The organism is Mycobacterium sp. SMC-4 (assembly GCF_050205565.1).
Classification (GTDB): Bacteria; Actinomycetota; Actinomycetes; order Mycobacteriales; family Mycobacteriaceae; genus Mycobacterium.
Genome location: NZ_JBNMQU010000006.1, coordinates 143369 through 158289 on the forward strand (window position 1 = coordinate 143369; position 14921 = coordinate 158289).

The 14921-nt window shown below is 67.7% G+C and carries 13 protein-coding genes; 2 read left to right on the forward strand and 11 right to left on the reverse strand.

Annotated elements, in window-relative coordinates:
* Positions 1-34: 34 nt before the first annotated feature.
* The 8 genes from ACQI46_RS12645 to ACQI46_RS12680 all read right to left on the reverse strand — a co-directional run bounded on the left by ACQI46_RS12645 (position 35) and on the right by ACQI46_RS12680 (position 7429).
* Positions 35-655, reverse strand: coding sequence for a TetR/AcrR family transcriptional regulator (locus ACQI46_RS12645; RefSeq protein WP_427094345.1), 621 nt, complete (start codon positions 653-655; stop codon positions 35-37).
* A 6-nt stretch (positions 656-661) separates the two neighbouring features.
* Positions 662-1567, reverse strand: a complete 906-nt coding sequence (locus tag ACQI46_RS12650; protein WP_427094346.1) for a hydroxymethylglutaryl-CoA lyase — start codon at positions 1565-1567, stop codon at positions 662-664.
* Positions 1564-2772 carry a CaiB/BaiF CoA transferase family protein gene (locus ACQI46_RS12655; protein ID WP_427094347.1) on the reverse strand — a complete coding sequence of 403 codons (1209 nt, stop codon included), beginning with the start codon at positions 2770-2772 and terminating at the stop codon, positions 1564-1566. Before ACQI46_RS12655 ends, ACQI46_RS12650 begins: the two co-directional genes overlap by 4 nt.
* Positions 2769-3962 carry an alpha/beta fold hydrolase gene (locus ACQI46_RS12660; protein WP_427094348.1) on the reverse strand — a complete coding sequence of 398 codons (1194 nt, stop codon included), beginning with the start codon at positions 3960-3962 and terminating at the stop codon, positions 2769-2771. Before ACQI46_RS12660 ends, ACQI46_RS12655 begins: the two co-directional genes overlap by 4 nt.
* Positions 3959-5077: a homogentisate 1,2-dioxygenase gene (locus ACQI46_RS12665; RefSeq protein WP_427094349.1), complete on the reverse strand. Its 1119-nt coding sequence runs from the start codon at positions 5075-5077 to the stop codon at positions 3959-3961. Before ACQI46_RS12665 ends, ACQI46_RS12660 begins: the two co-directional genes overlap by 4 nt.
* Positions 5078-5255: 178 nt before the next feature.
* Entirely contained in the window at positions 5256-5645 is a 390-nt protein-coding gene (locus ACQI46_RS12670) for a nitroreductase/quinone reductase family protein (RefSeq protein ID WP_427094350.1), read from the reverse strand.
* A 19-nt stretch (positions 5646-5664) separates the two neighbouring features.
* Complete coding sequence (locus tag ACQI46_RS12675; protein WP_427094351.1) at positions 5665-6825, reverse strand: acyl-CoA dehydrogenase family protein; 1161 nt, start codon at positions 6823-6825, stop codon at positions 5665-5667.
* A gap of 37 nt (positions 6826-6862) precedes the next feature.
* Complete coding sequence (locus tag ACQI46_RS12680; RefSeq protein ID WP_427094352.1) at positions 6863-7429, reverse strand: TetR/AcrR family transcriptional regulator; 567 nt, start codon at positions 7427-7429, stop codon at positions 6863-6865.
* A 356-nt stretch (positions 7430-7785) separates the two neighbouring features.
* Between ACQI46_RS12680 and ACQI46_RS12685 the strand changes: the two genes are divergently transcribed.
* The gene (locus ACQI46_RS12685) at positions 7786-8763 is read left to right on the forward strand and encodes an esterase family protein (protein WP_427094353.1); all 978 of its coding nucleotides are present in this window, start codon (positions 7786-7788) and stop codon (positions 8761-8763) included.
* A gap of 112 nt (positions 8764-8875) precedes the next feature.
* Entirely contained in the window at positions 8876-9871 is a 996-nt protein-coding gene (locus ACQI46_RS12690; protein ID WP_427094354.1) for an MDR family oxidoreductase, read from the forward strand.
* Positions 9872-9921: 50 nt separating this feature from the next.
* On the opposite strand, the gene ACQI46_RS12695 is transcribed toward ACQI46_RS12690, so the two are convergent.
* The 3 genes from ACQI46_RS12695 to ACQI46_RS12705 are packed head-to-tail and all read right to left on the reverse strand — an operon-like array spanning position 9922 to position 14863.
* Positions 9922-12171: a molybdopterin-dependent oxidoreductase gene (locus tag ACQI46_RS12695; RefSeq protein ID WP_427094355.1), complete on the reverse strand. Its 2250-nt coding sequence runs from the start codon at positions 12169-12171 to the stop codon at positions 9922-9924.
* 30 nt (positions 12172-12201) lie between these two features.
* Positions 12202-13419, reverse strand: a complete 1218-nt coding sequence (locus tag ACQI46_RS12700; protein WP_427094356.1) for an acyl-CoA dehydrogenase family protein — start codon at positions 13417-13419, stop codon at positions 12202-12204.
* A gap of 58 nt (positions 13420-13477) precedes the next feature.
* Complete coding sequence (locus ACQI46_RS12705) at positions 13478-14863, reverse strand: acyl-CoA dehydrogenase family protein (protein WP_427094357.1); 1386 nt, start codon at positions 14861-14863, stop codon at positions 13478-13480.
* Positions 14864-14921: the final 58 nt, after the last annotated feature.

The following is a 14921-nucleotide window of genomic DNA, read 5'->3' on the forward strand; positions in this document are numbered from 1 at the left end:
TTCTCCTTGTCCTGGTTGTGTTGCCGCGTCTCGGTCAATGCCCGTACAGCGTCTTCTTCCAGATCTGCGACAGTGTCGCGATCGCATCCTCGTCGCCGATCTCGAATCCCAGTCCGGACGAGCCGACGAACACGGTTGTGAAGTTTTCGAACAGCAACGCGATGGCCGCCGCGGTGTGCTGGGGATCGAGGTCGGATCCGTAGCCGTGTTCCTGGGCGCGTCGCACCGACGCGGCCACCATGTCGATACCGAAGCGCCGGAACTCGTTCTGTACGGCGGCGAACCGCGGTTGCGTCGCCGCCAGCTGCGCGACCGCGATCATGATGCCGATGTTCTGCTTGAACATCGTCCAGTAGCCGGTGACCACCGTGCGGAAGAACGCGTCGTCGTCGGGGGACTCCGGCATGCGCATGCTCAGTCCCGATGGTTCCACGACATCGTGCAGAAACGACTGCGCCAGTGCGGCCAGCAGATCCTCTTTGTCGGTGAAATAGCGGTAGAACACCGCGGGGGATTTGCCTGCCGCCGAAGTGATGTCGCCGAGCGTGGTGCCGTGAAACCCACGCTCCGCGAACAGCTTCCGGGCCGCTGTCTCGATCGCCTGCCGGGTCTGCCGCCCCTTGGCGCTCAACGATTCGGCGGGTCCCGGGGCCATGAGCGGCTAGCCCAGCATCCGGTCACCGGCGCGCAGCAGCGCGCTGGGAAGGTCGTGCCCGACCGCACGCTGCGCCACCCGCGCCGCGGCGATCGCCGAGTCGAGATCCACGTCGACCCCGACACCGCTGTCCCGCAACAGATACACCAGGTCCTCGGTGGCGATGTTGCCGCTCGCACCGGGCGCGAACGGACAGCCTCCGAGCCCGCCGACCGATGCGTCGAGTCGGGTGACGCCGGCGCTCACCGCTGCGTAGGCGCTGGCCAAGCCTGCACCGCGGGTGTTGTGGAAGTGCGCACCCAACGGCAGGTCGCCGATCTCGGGACGTACCAACGCGATCAGCTCGCTGACCCGTCGCGGCGTGGCGGTACCGATGGTGTCGGCGATCGCCAGCCGGTCCACTCCGGCGTCGGTGGCGGCCGCGACGATGTCGAGGACGCGCTGCGGCGCAGTGGGGCCGTCGAACGGGCAGTCCCATGCCGTGGCGACGATGACCTCGACGGTGATCCCGCTGTCGTGCGCGATCGCGACGATGTCCGGAATCTGAGCCGTGGCTTCGGCCGATGTTCGTCCGACGTTGGCGCGGCTGTGCCCGTCGGCGGCCGACACCACGTATTCGATCGAGCGCAGCCCGGCCGCGATCGCGCGTTTGGCGCCGTTCGGGCTGGCCACCAGAGCAGAGAACTCGATGTCGGCGAAGTTGTGCAACTCGGCGGCGAGTTCGGCGGCGTCGGCCAGTGCCGGGACCTTCGAGGGCGATACGAACGCCGTCGCCTCCATCTCGCGCACCCCGGTGGCGGCGATGGCGGCCAGCAGTTCCAGCTTGGCCGCCAACGGAATCGGCGCTTCGATCTGCAGACCGTCACGCATGGAGACGTCGCGGATGTCGACGTGGGCGGGCAGGTCGGTCATATCACGCCCTCGCTGCGCAACCGGTCGAGCTCGGCTTCGGTGCGGCCGAGCAGTTGCCGGTAGATCTCGTCGTTGTGCTGGCCCGGCCGGGACGGGCCGGCGGTACGGATCGTGCCGGGCGTCTCGGACAGCACTGGGATCACGCCAGGCCCCTTGACGTTTCGCCCGATGCGCTCATCCCAGTGGTCGGCGATCATGCCGCGCGCTTGCAGCTGCGGATCGGTGACCACCTCCGCGACGGTGTTGATCGGCCCACTGATCACGCCCGCATCGGACAACGTCGCGATGATGTCGGCCGGTTGCCGTTGGGCGGCCCATTCGCCGATGATCTTGTCGAGCTCGTCCTGATTGCGGCCGCGCGCCACATGATTGGCGAAACGCTCGTCGGTGGCCAACTCCGGCTGGCCCATCGCGGCGCAGAGCCGGCGGAACACCGTGTCCTGGTTGGCTGCGATGACCACCCAGCTGCCGTCGGCGCTGCGGTAGATGTTCGACGGCGCGATACCCTCCAGCCGGGTGCCCGACGGGCCGCGCACCACGCCTCCGACGTCGTAATCCGGGATGGTGGATTCCTGGACGGCCAAACATGATTCGGTGAGCGCGGCATCCACGATCTGGCCCTCGCCGGTGACCGTACGCCGGTACAGGGCCGCCAGTGCGCCCTGCGCGGCGAACATGCCGGCCAGGCTGTCACCGAGGGACAGTGCCAGCCGCGGCGGGGGACCACCCGGGAAGCCGTTCATGTGCCGCAGACCGCTGGCCGCTTCGGCGACCGAGGCGTATCCGGCCTTGTGCGCGTCCGGTCCGGTCTGCCCGTATCCGGAGACCCGCACCAGGATGATGCCGCGGTTGCGGGCGCGCAGCGCGTCGTAGCCCAGCCCCCACTTCTCGAGTGTGCCCGGCCGGAAGTTCTCGACGATGATGTCGCTGCGCTCGACGAGGTCGAGGAACAGCTCACGCCCCTCGGGTACGCGCAGATTCAGGGTGACGGCCTTCTTGTTCCGCGCGTGCACCGTCCAGAAGAAGTGGTGACCGTCGAGTTCGGCCTGGCCCCAGGTACGCAGCGGGTCCGGCGCGCCGGGCGGTTCGATCTTGACGACGTCGGCGCCCATGTCACCGAGGAGACGCCCGGCGAACGGGCCCGAGATCAGTGTCCCGACCTCGATGACCCGGATGCCGTCGAGAGGCCCGGTGGGCCGACTCATCGCGCTCCCGCCAGGTCGTGGCGGATCAGCCAGTCGGTGACGATGCCGACCGCTTCGCGGAGCTGCTCGCGCTGATCGGGTCCGGCGTAGTAGTGGTTCGCCCCGGTGATCTCGTACATCTCCTTGTCCGGGTGTCCGATGGCTTCGAAGATCCTGCGCGTATGGCTGGGCGTGCAGGCGTCATCGGCCAGGTTACCGATCACCAGCGCCGGCACCGCGATATCGGGACCGCATTTCACGGCGTCGCCGTGCGCGTCGTCGTAGCTCCACTGGGACAGCCAGCTGCGCAGCGTGCAGAACCGGGCCAATCCGACGGGGCTCATGTTCACCACCTGGGGATCGCCCAGGTAGCACGTGCCGGGCTTGCGCTCGTTGGGGTCCACCGCGGGATCGAGCCAGCGCGGGTCGGCCATCGTGCCGTGCACGACGAACGCGAACTCGTCATCCGGGCGCCCTGCCGCCTTGAGTTCGGCGAGCTTGTCCTTGACCCACGCGGTGATGCGCCGGTTCCGGGCGATCTGCGCGTCCCGGTACCGCGCGAGGAACTCGGCGGTGTACGGCGGCTGGTTCGGGTTGTCCGGGTTGTACAGATCCAGCTCCGGGTCCCGTTTGGTCGGCTCCGACTCGTCGAGGATGGACGCGTCGAGCCACTCGGTCATCGTCCCGTGGCGGCTGATGTGCGCGGCCAGCAACATGATTGCGTCCGCGGGGATCAGCCCCAGCTTGGTCAGATCCGGTCCGTCCCCGGACGGACTCGAGGTGACGGTCGGGTTCTGGGCCTGCTGTTGGTAGAACGCCGACAGGGAACCGCCGCCGCTCCAGCCGGCCAGCACCACCTTGCTGTAGCCGAGACGGTTCTTCGCGTCCTTGATGCACTCGCCGAGGTCTTCGACCACCTTCTCCATCAGCAGCGCCGAGTCGGTGCCCCGGAAGCGGCTGTTGCAGTAGATGACATGGTGTCCGGCGCGGGCGAGGGCGTTGATCATCGGCAGGTATGCGCCGCCGCCGATCGGGTGCATGAACACCAGCACGGTATCGGACTCCACCGTCTTGGGTCTGAGGAGGTAACTCTCCAGCACCACCAATTCGGCAACCCCGCCGTACACGTCGCGGACACTCGAGTTGTTCTGATAGGCAACGAGATACGGAATACGGTCGTAATCGTGCTTCACCGGCGCCGCGGCGGTCATGCGTGCGGACCCAGGTCGTTGGCCAGGATCTCCGCCGAGGGCACCAGCCGACGCCGGGTGTCCACGGCGATGACCTGCCAGTCGACCGAGGTGTAGTCGTCGAACTTGCGGCGGGCGCGTTCCCTGGCCTTCTCCGGTGCTCCGTGGTGAATACCTTGCGGCGCATGGGAAATGAGCCCGGGGGGCATCGGGATCCCGTAGAGGGATCCGCCGTGGAAGAACGCGATCTCGTCGAAGTCGACGTTGCGGTGATACCAGGGGGTGCGCTCGGTGCCCGGCACGCCTTCGGCGGGCTTGGGCAGGAAGTTCATGATGTACACGCCGGTGGCCTGCATGAACAGATGCACTGTGGGCGGGAGGTGGACGCTGTCGGAGGTGACGACGTTGTAATCGGCGATGTTGAACGTGAACGCGAAGTTGTCGCCGCGCCACCCTTCGACGTCGAGCGGATGGTGTTGGTAGAACAGCGAAGTCTTGCCGACACCGTCGATGGGCGCGTGGATCAGGCGCACCTCGTACTCTCCGTCGCGCTGCGGACCTTCTCCGGTGTCCAGCGGTTGCGGGTCGGGGATGACCGCCAGTGTCGGGTCGAACGGGAAGTGGCGCCCGAGCTGCCCCGCCGGCGGCACCCGGAACTCGTCGGTGGCCTGCACCATCAGCCAGGTCGACGGCTCGTCGGGCACCTGCCGCCACGTGCACGCCTTGGGCAGATAGACCCAGTCGCCCTTGCGGTAGGGCAGCGGACCGAACTCGGTCTCCAGCACCCCGGATCCCTCGTGCACGAACGACAGCAGATCCCCGTCGATGTAGCGAGCGAAGAAGGGCATCGGTTCGGCGCGGCGAGAAAGCAACACCTGACAGTCCTCGTTGGAGAACATCAGCAGGGGCCCGCCGTCGGCGTCGGTGGCGTCAGAGGGCTTGAGCTCGCTGGACAGGACGTCCAGGGGGCGCAGCGGGCCGACCGCGCGGAACGCGGTGGGATCCTCGCGCCGGTAGAGGTTGGCGGTCCGGCCGGTGAATCCGCCGCGGCCTAGCTCGTCGTCTTTCTGGCCTTCGAGGTCGGCGTGAGCTCGTCTGGGGGTCTTGCCTTTTCGCAGGTGAACAAACGACTCCATGCATCCTCCTGTCGACCAAAAGTAAAACTGACTTTACTTTTGTGTGGCGGGCGGGTCAATGGGGTGGCGGGCGTCGGGCTGACGAGTGTGGGTCGATGGCGCGTGCGGTCGTCGAGTGTGCGTCGGCGGCGGCATCGGGCCCGAATTCCCGCCCTCGGTGCACACTCGGCGACCGCACTCAGTTGTGGAGGTCGACGCGCACCGTCAACAGATTGGTGCCGAACGTGCGCACTCCGAAGCTGTTCAGCGACGGCAGGGTGCGCAGGCGTGCCTCGGCGTCGTCGTCGGGCAGCAGGTGCGCGGTCCCGCGGTGCCAGCGGCCGTTGACGCGGACCCGCACTGACGGGTTGGCCTGAATGTTGCGGATGTACTGCGATCGTTCACCGAACTCCGAGACGAACCAGAACTCATTGCCGATGCGCTTGCCGCCGAGCGGCGTCTGCCGGGGGAGACCCGATTTGCGGCCGGTGGTTTCGAGCAGCGTCTGAAAAGGCATGCGGCCCATCACCTGATTACCGACGTACTTCTGAAAGACCTTGGTGACGCGGTCACGCAGGTTGTCGGCCATCGGCAGGCTCCTCTTTCGCTCACACCATCGCGGTGCGGGGGATCTTGGCGCCGATGCTCAGGGCGCCGGCGAGTTCTCGGCTGGTGTCGTAATCGAACACCACATGACCACAAATCACGTCGACATCGCGTTTGATCCGCTGCAGGGGATTGTTCAGGAAGTGCGCGCCCGCGCCGGACGCGCCGAGGAGATCGGTGATCACTGCGCGTGCTTCATGGACGATGTGCGCGGCCGCCAAGCGGGCCTGGCCGCGCTCGGCGCGGGAGACCGAATCGCCGGCCGTCACGGTCGTCTCGATCCGGCCGACGGTGTCGTCGAGCAGTGCGCGCAACGCCCGCAACCGCACGAGCGCTTCCCCGAGGCGGATCGACGCCGCGGGTTTGTCCTTCTGCATGACGCCTTCGTAGGCCAGGAAGCGCTGCGAGAGGCGTTCGGCGAAGATCTCGGCGGCGCGTTCGGCACTGCCCAGCGCGGGCATGGCCGCCAGCAGCGCCAACGCCGGAACCATCGGCCAGCGGTAGGCGGCGGCGTCGTGCAGGGCCGCGCCCGGCGCGGTACCGCCGTAGATGTCGACCACCTCGACGAGTCGGTGCGCCGGCACGAACACGTCCTCGATCACGACATCGTTGGAGCCGGTGGCCCGCATGCCGTCGGTGTGCCAGACGTCTTCGATGCGCACGTCGGTGATCGGCAGCAGGGCCAGGACCGGGTAGATGGATGCCGGGTTGCCGGGTTCGCGTTCGCACAGCGCGCCGACCATGATCCAGTTGCCGTGCATCACCCCGGTCGCCCACGACCACCGGCCGGTGACCCGGATCCCGCCGGCGCAGGTGACGCCGCGGCCCGTCGGCGCCAGCGGAGCCGGCGCCAGGAAGGGGCGGGTGGCGAACGCCTCGGCCTGGGCCTGCTCACTGAACAACGCCAGCATCCAGTTGTGCAGCGCGTAGAAGCCGAGAGTCCACGCGCTCGACGCGCACCCGTGGGCCATGCGGCGCACGGGGTCGAGGATCGCGGGAAACGGTGCCTCGAGACCGCCATATCGGGCAGGGACAAGCAGGTCGAAGAATCCGGTCGCGGCGGCTTCGGCGACGGTCTCGGCGGGCATTCGGCGCTGACGCTCGCCGTCGTCGGCCCGCTCGGCCAGTCGCGCGATGAAGTCGTCGGTGATCACCGGGGGCATGCGGCGGAAATTACCATACCTTTTGGTATGGATCGGGTCAGCGGCGCTCGAAGAGCACGTCGAGGAAACGTTCGTGCCGAGCAGTCGCGCTCTCCACGGGCGGTTTCGCCGACAGGTGCAGGAAGCCGATACCGGCTGCAAATGTCGCATCGGCTCGCACGTCGGCCTCGTCGCCCGTGAAACCGGCGTCGACGAAGGCCTGCCGGACCGCGGCGAGCACCAGCGAATCGGCGGCGCGCACACTCTCGGCGACCGCCGGGTCGATCCGGGCCCATTCGCGCATGGCGCGTTCGAGGTTCCACTGCCGCGCGCTGAGCAGCGTGGCCATCATGGCCGACAGCCGCTCGCGGGGCGGGAGTCCGGCGAGGTCGGCGAAGTGGCTGCGGTCGCGGTCGCGCAGTTGCGCCCACGTGGTCACCAGCGCCCTGCGGTAGGTGGCCATGTCGGCGAAGTGCCAGTAGAAGCTGCCCTTGGTCACGCCGAGACGCGCGCACAGACGGTCGAGTTTGAGGGCTCTGCTGCCTTCGTCGGCCAGGACGGCGTAGCCGGCGTGGATCCAGTCGTCGGCTGAACGTCTGCCCGGACTCGCCGGTCGCGCGGTCATTCGCGGAGCGTACTGAAATGGCGGGTGGTGACGTCGTGACAGGCGAACAGCAGGCCGGAAAGCCCTGCGCAATCCCCGGGATACAGGGGCGGTGCGCGGCCCTTTCCGCGCCGGGCTATAGTTTGCCTTTTCGCAGGCAGAGCGACTTTTGACAGCATCGGACTTTTGCCTGTCGGGGTCGCATGTTTTACTGCAACGGCTACAACTGAAGATTTCTCGGTTTTACTTCGCCGCCAATTGGCGGATTCGAAGCGGCGTGACAGCGCAGTGAAGACATCGCTGGGTCGTCCCCAGGCATCCCGAGAATCCCAGACAGGCCGCGCATGCGGTTACCGGAAGATGGATGGATTGACGGTATGAGACTTCTTGACAGACTTCGTGGGCCTTGGGCGCGCCGCCTCGGTGTTGCGGCCATCGCCACGGCCCTGCTGCCGGGTGTGGTCGGCATCGCCGGTCAGTCGGCGACCGCCGGCGCCTTCTCCCGGCCGGGCTTGCCGGTCGAGTACCTGATGGTGCCCTCGGCCGGCATGGGTCGCGACATCAAGGTGCAGTTCCAGAGCGGCGGGCCCAACTCGCCGGCCGTGTACCTGCTGGACGGCCTGCGTGCGCAGGAGGACTTCAACGGCTGGGACATCAACACCCAGGCCTTCGAGTGGTACCTGGACTCCGGTCTCTCGATCGTGATGCCGGTGGGCGGCCAGTCGAGCTTCTACTCCGACTGGTATGCCCCGGCCCGCAACAAGGGCCCGACGGTCACCTACAAGTGGGAGACCTTCCTGACCCAGGAGCTGCCGCAGTTCCTGGCCTCGCAGCGCCAGGTCAAGCCGACCGGTAACGCGGCGGTCGGCCTGTCGATGGCCGGCTCGGCCTCGCTGATCCTGTCGGTGTACCACCCCGAGCAGTTCACCTATGCCAGCTCGATGTCGGGCTTCCTGAACCCCTCGGAGGGTTGGTGGCCCTTCCTGATCAACATCTCGATGGGTGACGCCGGCGGCTTCAAGGCCGACGACATGTGGGGCAAGACCGAGGACCCGAACAGCGCCTGGAAGCGCAACGACCCGATGGTTCAGATCCCGCAGATCGTGGCCAACGGCACCCGCATCTGGATCTACTGCGGCAACGGCCAGCCGAACGAGCTCGGCGGCGGCGACCTGCCCGCCACCTTCCTCGAGGGTCTGACCATCCGCACCAACGAGACCTTCCGCGACAACTACCTCGCCGCGGGCGGCACCAACGGTGTGTTCAACTTCCCGAACAACGGCACGCACAACTGGGCGTACTGGGGCCGGGAGCTGCAGGCCATGAAGCCGGACCTGCAGGCACACCTGCTCTGACACACGGCTGATCCGAAGCCCCCGGTCGCGATTCGCGGCCGGGGGCTTCGGCATTGGGCCGACCTTTCGCCGACTGGGTTTCGTCCCACTCGGTGCTGGCTAGTGTGGCGTCATGACCGAAATCAACGCGATGGTGGCCCACGAGGACGCGGACGGCGACATCGTCCTGCGGCAGGAGGTTCTCCCCGAGTCGGCGCTGCCGGACGGAGATGTCACCATCGGTGTCCAGTACTCCGGCGTCAACTACAAAGACGCACTGGCCGTCACCCCGAAAGCCGGGGTCGCCCGCGGCTATCCTCTGGTTCCCGGCATCGACGTCGTCGGGACGGTCACCGCGAGTTCGTCACCGGACTTCGAGGTCGGTGACACCGTGATCGCACACGGTCAGGACATCGGAACCGGGCGGCACGGCGGATATGCGCAGACCGCCCGCTATCCGGCCGATTATCTGGTCAAACTCACCGCGACCACCGCCGCGGACGCCGCGGCGATCGGCACGGCAGGATTCACCGCAGCGTTGAGCGTCGAGGCGGTGCGTGCACACGTCGCGCCGGGTGACGGACCGGTCCTGGTCACCGGCGCCACCGGTGGTGTCGGCAGCATCAGCGTCGATCTGCTCGCAGCGCTGGGCTACGAGGTCGTCGCGTCGACCGGCAAGCGTGACGCACACGATCTGCTGCGCGAACTCGGCGCCGCCGAGGTCATCGATCGGATCCCCGGACCGGACGACAAGTTACGGCCGCTGGGCAAAGCGCACTGGGCGGCGGTGGTGGACTGCGTCGGTGGCAAGACCCTGGCCCATGCGTTGAGCACCATGAAATACGGTGGCGTGGCGGCGATTTCCGGGCTGGCCGGTTCTCCCGATCTGCCGACGACGGTGATGCCGTTCATCCTGCGCGGCGTGACCCTCGCCGGCATCGATTCGGTGCTGCTGCCGGTCGAGAAGCGCCGTCAGACGTGGCAGCAGATCGAATCCGAGCTGCGTCCCCGTCATCTGGCGCGCATCACCACCGATGTGCAGGTGCGCGACGTCGACCGGGTGCTCAAGACCATCATCGGCGGAGGCGTCACCGGCCGGACCCGCGTCGTCGTGCACGACGGATTCTGATCCAGTCGTGCACGACGGATTCTGATCCAGTCGTGCACGACGGGTTCTGATCAGCCCACCGGCAGGATGCGGCACGGCACGCCGTTGACCACCTGGGTGTTGCTCGGAACATCGACCCGCTCAACGGGATTGAGCGTGTTGACGTTCACGCCGGGATGGGCGTTCGCCACGTCGAGCCGGGTGCCGTCGACCCCGTGACCCCAACCGTGCGGAAGGGACACCACCCCCGCGGCCATGTCCTCGGTCAGTTCGGCGACCACGCGCACCGATCCCTCGGTCGTCGACACCTCGACGTACTGACCGTCGCGCACTCCGCAGCGTGCGGCATCGTCGGGGTTGATCAGGAGCGTGCAGCGATCCCGGCCACGCATCAGCCCCGGCACGTTGTGCATCCAGGAGTTGTTCGACCGCAGGTGCCGCCGACTGGTCAGCACCAGCGGTTCGGCCGGCCGGTCGATGCGCTCGAGCAGTCGGGGGATGTCGGCGGCGAACAGCGGATGCATCAACTCGATCCGGCCCGACGGCGTCGTCAGCACGTCGCGCAGCCGGCCACCTTCGAGTTCGGCGAGCCGAAGCCCGTCGGGGTGGCGGCGCACTGTCTCCAGCGTGAGCCCGTCCGCGCGTCGGCCCAGGTCGTCGCCCCACGGACCGACACGGATACCGAGGTCGACCAGGCGTTCTGGCCCAACGCCTTTCAGCGTGCCGAAGACCTCGGCGGGGTCGCGGCCGGACAGCGGAGTGTCCGCCGACTGGCATGCGGTGTAGATGATTCCCTGGGTGTACAGATCGTCCATCGCCGTCACATCGACGTCTGGCACCGGAGTGCCGACCAGTGCGCCGGCCAGACGCAGCAGGATCTCCCACTCCGTCGGGCGATCGGGTGAGGTGGGGAACACCGGCTCGGACCACTTCACGCACGAGGCAAGCGAATACATCCAGTACAGGTCGTCGCTGTGGGGCCGTTCCAGGGGCGACAGCCCCGGTAGGACGACGTGCGCGTGCCGCGTGGTTTCGTTGAGCCAATTGTCGATGGCGATCATCGCGTCGAGATCGCGAAGCGCGGCGTCGAGGCGACCGGCTCCCGGCGCCGAGATCGCCGGGTTCCCCGCCACGGTGATCAACGCGCGGATCCGCCCATCGCCCGGGGTGGTGATCTCCTCGGCCAGGCAGCTGACCGGGAACTGTCCCAGGACCTCGGGGATCCCGCGGACTCGGCTGCGGAACCGACCGAACCGCCACCCGGGCGCATCCTGGTCGGGTGGCTTCATGAACATCGGTGACCACACCGCAGGCTTGGGGAACACCGCGCCGCCCAGGCGGTCGACCGCGCCGAGGGCCACGTTGACGACGAACACCAGCCAGGTGGTCAGCGTGCCGAATTCCTGTGTGCATGCGCCGATTCGGCTGTACAGCACCGGGTTTGCGGCAGCGGCGAGTTCGGTGGCCAGCCGTCGGATCGTGTCGGCGGGGACACCCGTCGCCGGGGCCACCCGCTCCGGGGGGAACTGCGCCGACAGTGCGACGGCGTCGTCCAGTCCGTCGACCAGGCCTGCCAGATGGGCGGGGCGGCGGATCATGTCTTGCTCCGCCAGCGTGTGTAGAACGGCGAACAGCAGCAGCGCGTCGGTGCCCGGCCGCACCGGGATCCACTGCGATGCGCGTTGCGCCGTCTCGGTGCGGCGCGGATCGACCACGACCACGGTGCCGCCGCATCGCCGGATGGCCGTCAGCCGGCCCATGATGTCGGGAGCCGACAGCATCGAACCCTGCGACGCAGCGGGATTGGCGCCCAGGATCACCAGATGGTCGGTGCGGTCCAGATCGGGAACCGGCGAGTTCCACATGCCGCCGAACAGCAGTGTGCTGACCACGTTGAGCGGCCACTGGTCCACGGTGCCGGGGGAGTAGTAGGCGCCCATGCCGGCCGCCCCACCCATCCCGACGAGCGCGCCGACATACGTCGCCAGGCCGAGGTTGTGCGCGACCGGGTTACCGATGTAAACCGTGGCCACCGCGGCCCCATGGCGTTCGAGCACCGGGCGAAGCACCCGTTCGGTTTCGGCGTAGGCGTCGTCCCAGGACACCTCGTCGTGGCCACCGGATCGGTTGCGCACCAGCGGCTTTCGTAGCCGATCCGGGTCGTCGTGCAGTTGAGACAGCGACGCGCCTTTCGGGCACAGGTGCCCGCGCGACCACACGTCGTCGGGATTGGCCCGGATATCGCGGACCGCGCCGCCGTCGACGGTGACCCGCAAACCGCACATCGCCTCGCACAGCGGACAGGTGATCCGATGCTCCACTGGCGCACCGTAGCAAGCGGTGCGCCCGAATTACTTCAGTTCGGCGGAGGTCAGTCCGAGCAGTCGGCGAGCCACCACCAGCTGCTGGATCTGCTGCGTGCCCTCGAAGATGTCGAGAATCTTCGAGTCGCGCGCCCACTTCTCCAGCAGCGTCTCCTCCGAATAGCCGGTGGTTCCGGCCATCTCGACGGCCTTGAGGGTGATGTCGCTGGCCACCCGGGCGGCCTTGGCCTTGCCCATCGAGGCTTCCTTGGAGTTCGGGATCCTGTTGTCGGCCTGCCACGCCGACCGCACGGTCAGCAGGTAGCCGGATTCCCACTCGGCTTCCATGCGGAGGAACTCCGCGGCCGCGGCGCTCTGGGCGTGCGCGGGCTTGTCGTAGGAGATCTCGATGCCGGCGTCGGTGAGGATCTTGCGCAGATCCTCCAACGCCGCTCGCGCGACTCCGACCGCCATGGCCGCCACGATGGGCCGGGTGTTGTCGAAGGTCTCCATGACCCCGGCGAAACCCTTCTCCACGTGGATCTCCGGGTCGCCGAGCAGGTTTTCTTTCGGGATGCGCGCATTGTCGAAGCGGATCACCGCGGTGTCGGAGGCCTTGATGCCGAGCTTGTGCTCGAGACGTTCGACCGTGACACCCGGATGCTCGCGCGGCACGATGAACGATTTGATCGCCGCGCGGCCCTTCGACTTGTCCAGCGTTGCCCACACCACGATGTGGGTGGCGCGTGAACCGGCGGTCACGAAGATCTTCTCGCCGTTGATGACGTACTCGTCGCCGTCGAGCACCGCCGTGGTGGACACCGCCGCCGAGTCCGATCCGAAGCCGGGTTCGGTGATGGCCATGGCGGCCCACACACCCTTGCCGAGGCGCTCAAGTTGCTCGGGGGTGGCCACCGACGAGATCGCGGCGTTGCCCAGCCCCTGCCTGGGCACCGACAACAACAGGGCGACATCGCCCCACGAGATTTCCAGCGCGTTGAGCAGCGCGGACATGTTGGCGCCGTTGACGTTGGCCTTCTTCTCGTCCTCGGTGGCACCGACGAACGCGTCGGTCCCGGCGAACGAGATCGTCTTGGCTTCCGAGATGCCCTCGAACAGGTCGGCGAGGGTGTCGAGCTCAACGGGGTAGGCGTGTTCTTTCAGGTCGTACTTGCGGGAGATCGGCCGAATCATCTGGGCTGCACCCTGATGGCCCTTCTCGATGACCGCCTGCAGTTTCTTCGGCATCTCCAGGTTGATTGCCATGTCAGTCTCTTTTCGCGTGTGCGGGGGAAGTCCGGGTTTGGTCGGGTCGACGCGCCACTCAGAGGACGACGACGCCCTCGGCGACGCCGATGGCACGGAGGTCGCGGTACCAGCGTTCGACCGGGTGCTCCTTGGTGTAGCCGTGGCCGCCGAGCAGCTGCACGCCGTCCAGGCCGATCTGCATGCCCTTGTCGGTGGCGATCCTCTTGGCCAGGGCGGCTTCGCGGGTGAACGGCAGACCCTGCTCGGCGCGGGCGGCGCCGCGCCAGGTGATCAGCCGCAGCCCGTCGAGTTCGATCGCGATGTTGGCGCACATGAACGCCACCGACTGCCGGTGGGCGATCGGCTCGCCGAACGCGTGGCGCTCCTTGATGTAGGGGATGACGTAGTCGAGCACGGCGTGCGATGTGCCGACGGCCAGCGCGGCCCAGCCCAGTCGCGACAGCGCGATCGCCTCGGAGTAGATCTGGGCGTACTCGGCCTCGCCGGCCTCCTCCTCACCGAGACGCGCGCTCAGCGGCACGGTCACGTTGTCGAGTTGCACCCGTCCCAGCGCGGCGGCGCGGATGCCCATGCTCGGGTCGGCCTTGACGGTCAGGCCCTGGGTCGCCGATTCGACGATGAACAATGCGGGCCTGCCGTTGAGCGCAGCGGCGACGATGAACAGCTCGGCGTCGGCGGCGGCCGGCACCAGCGACTTGACCCCGTTGAGCCGGTATCCGCTGGGTGTGCGGACCGCCGTGGTCTTCAGCTCGGTGGGATCGAACAGCGGCTGCGGCTCGGCGATCGCGAGGCAGGCCTGCGGCACGTTCTCGCCGGCGAACTCTTTGAGATAGGTGGCCTGTTGGTCGGCGCTGCCCCAGTGGGTCAGCGCGGAGGCGACGCCGCCGGGAGCCAGGATGGGCAGCGCCAGACCCATGTCGCCGTACGCGAGTGCCTCGGCCACCAGGGCGTTGGTGACGGTGCTGCGGTGTTCGGCGATGCCGTCGAAGTCTTCGGGGATGTTGATGGCCGTGATGCCGAGCTCGGCGGCCTTGGCGATCAGGTCCGAGGGATGGGACGCGGCGTTGTCGGCGTCGCGCGCGGCGGGGCGCAGGATCTCCTCGGCGAACTCCTCGACCGTCGCGACGATCATCTTCTGGTCATCGTCGGGAGTCAGGTCGAACAGGTCCGAGCCGCCGGGCTTGAGCCGGGTCGCCGGCTTGCCGAGCCCCTGGATGCGCTTGAACTGTCGGGTGGATGCGCCGGCGGCCGAGAACGCCTGCTTCACGCCGTAGCGCAGACCGCGGTTCAGCGGGTCGCGCAGGTTGTACTTGTCCAGGAAATCCTGACCCAGCAGGGGCGTGATCAGGGCCAGTCCGATGTCGGTGGCCGAAAGCTTGTGCTTCTGCAGGCCGACAGCGCTCTCGTGGGCGCCGCGCTTGGCCGGCACGGTATTGGTCATGGTCAGCTGCCTTCGTCGTGTGTCGAAGAAGCGTGAGATACGCAACTGACTCCAGAGT

What these genes read in the sequence shown, in the direction of transcription:
- ACQI46_RS12645 (WP_427094345.1), bottom strand. Translation starts at nt 655, where the DNA reads ATGGCCCCGGGACCCGCCGAATCGTTGAGCGCCAAGGGGCGGCAGACC.
- ACQI46_RS12650 (WP_427094346.1), bottom strand. Translation starts at nt 1,567, where the DNA reads ATGACCGACCTGCCCGCCCACGTCGACATCCGCGACGTCTCCATGCGT.
- ACQI46_RS12655 (WP_427094347.1), bottom strand. Translation starts at nt 2,772, where the DNA reads ATGAGTCGGCCCACCGGGCCTCTCGACGGCATCCGGGTCATCGAGGTC.
- ACQI46_RS12660 (WP_427094348.1), bottom strand. Translation starts at nt 3,962, where the DNA reads ATGACCGCCGCGGCGCCGGTGAAGCACGATTACGACCGTATTCCGTAT.
- ACQI46_RS12665 (WP_427094349.1), bottom strand. Translation starts at nt 5,077, where the DNA reads ATGGAGTCGTTTGTTCACCTGCGAAAAGGCAAGACCCCCAGACGAGCT.
- ACQI46_RS12670 (WP_427094350.1), bottom strand. Translation starts at nt 5,645, where the DNA reads ATGGCCGACAACCTGCGTGACCGCGTCACCAAGGTCTTTCAGAAGTAC.
- ACQI46_RS12675 (WP_427094351.1), bottom strand. Translation starts at nt 6,825, where the DNA reads ATGCCCCCGGTGATCACCGACGACTTCATCGCGCGACTGGCCGAGCGG.
- ACQI46_RS12680 (WP_427094352.1), bottom strand. Translation starts at nt 7,429, where the DNA reads ATGACCGCGCGACCGGCGAGTCCGGGCAGACGTTCAGCCGACGACTGG.
- ACQI46_RS12685 (WP_427094353.1), top strand. Translation starts at nt 7,786, where the DNA reads ATGAGACTTCTTGACAGACTTCGTGGGCCTTGGGCGCGCCGCCTCGGT.
- ACQI46_RS12690 (WP_427094354.1), top strand. Translation starts at nt 8,876, where the DNA reads ATGACCGAAATCAACGCGATGGTGGCCCACGAGGACGCGGACGGCGAC.
- ACQI46_RS12700 (WP_427094356.1), bottom strand. Translation starts at nt 13,419, where the DNA reads ATGGCAATCAACCTGGAGATGCCGAAGAAACTGCAGGCGGTCATCGAG.
- ACQI46_RS12705 (WP_427094357.1), bottom strand. Translation starts at nt 14,863, where the DNA reads ATGACCAATACCGTGCCGGCCAAGCGCGGCGCCCACGAGAGCGCTGTC.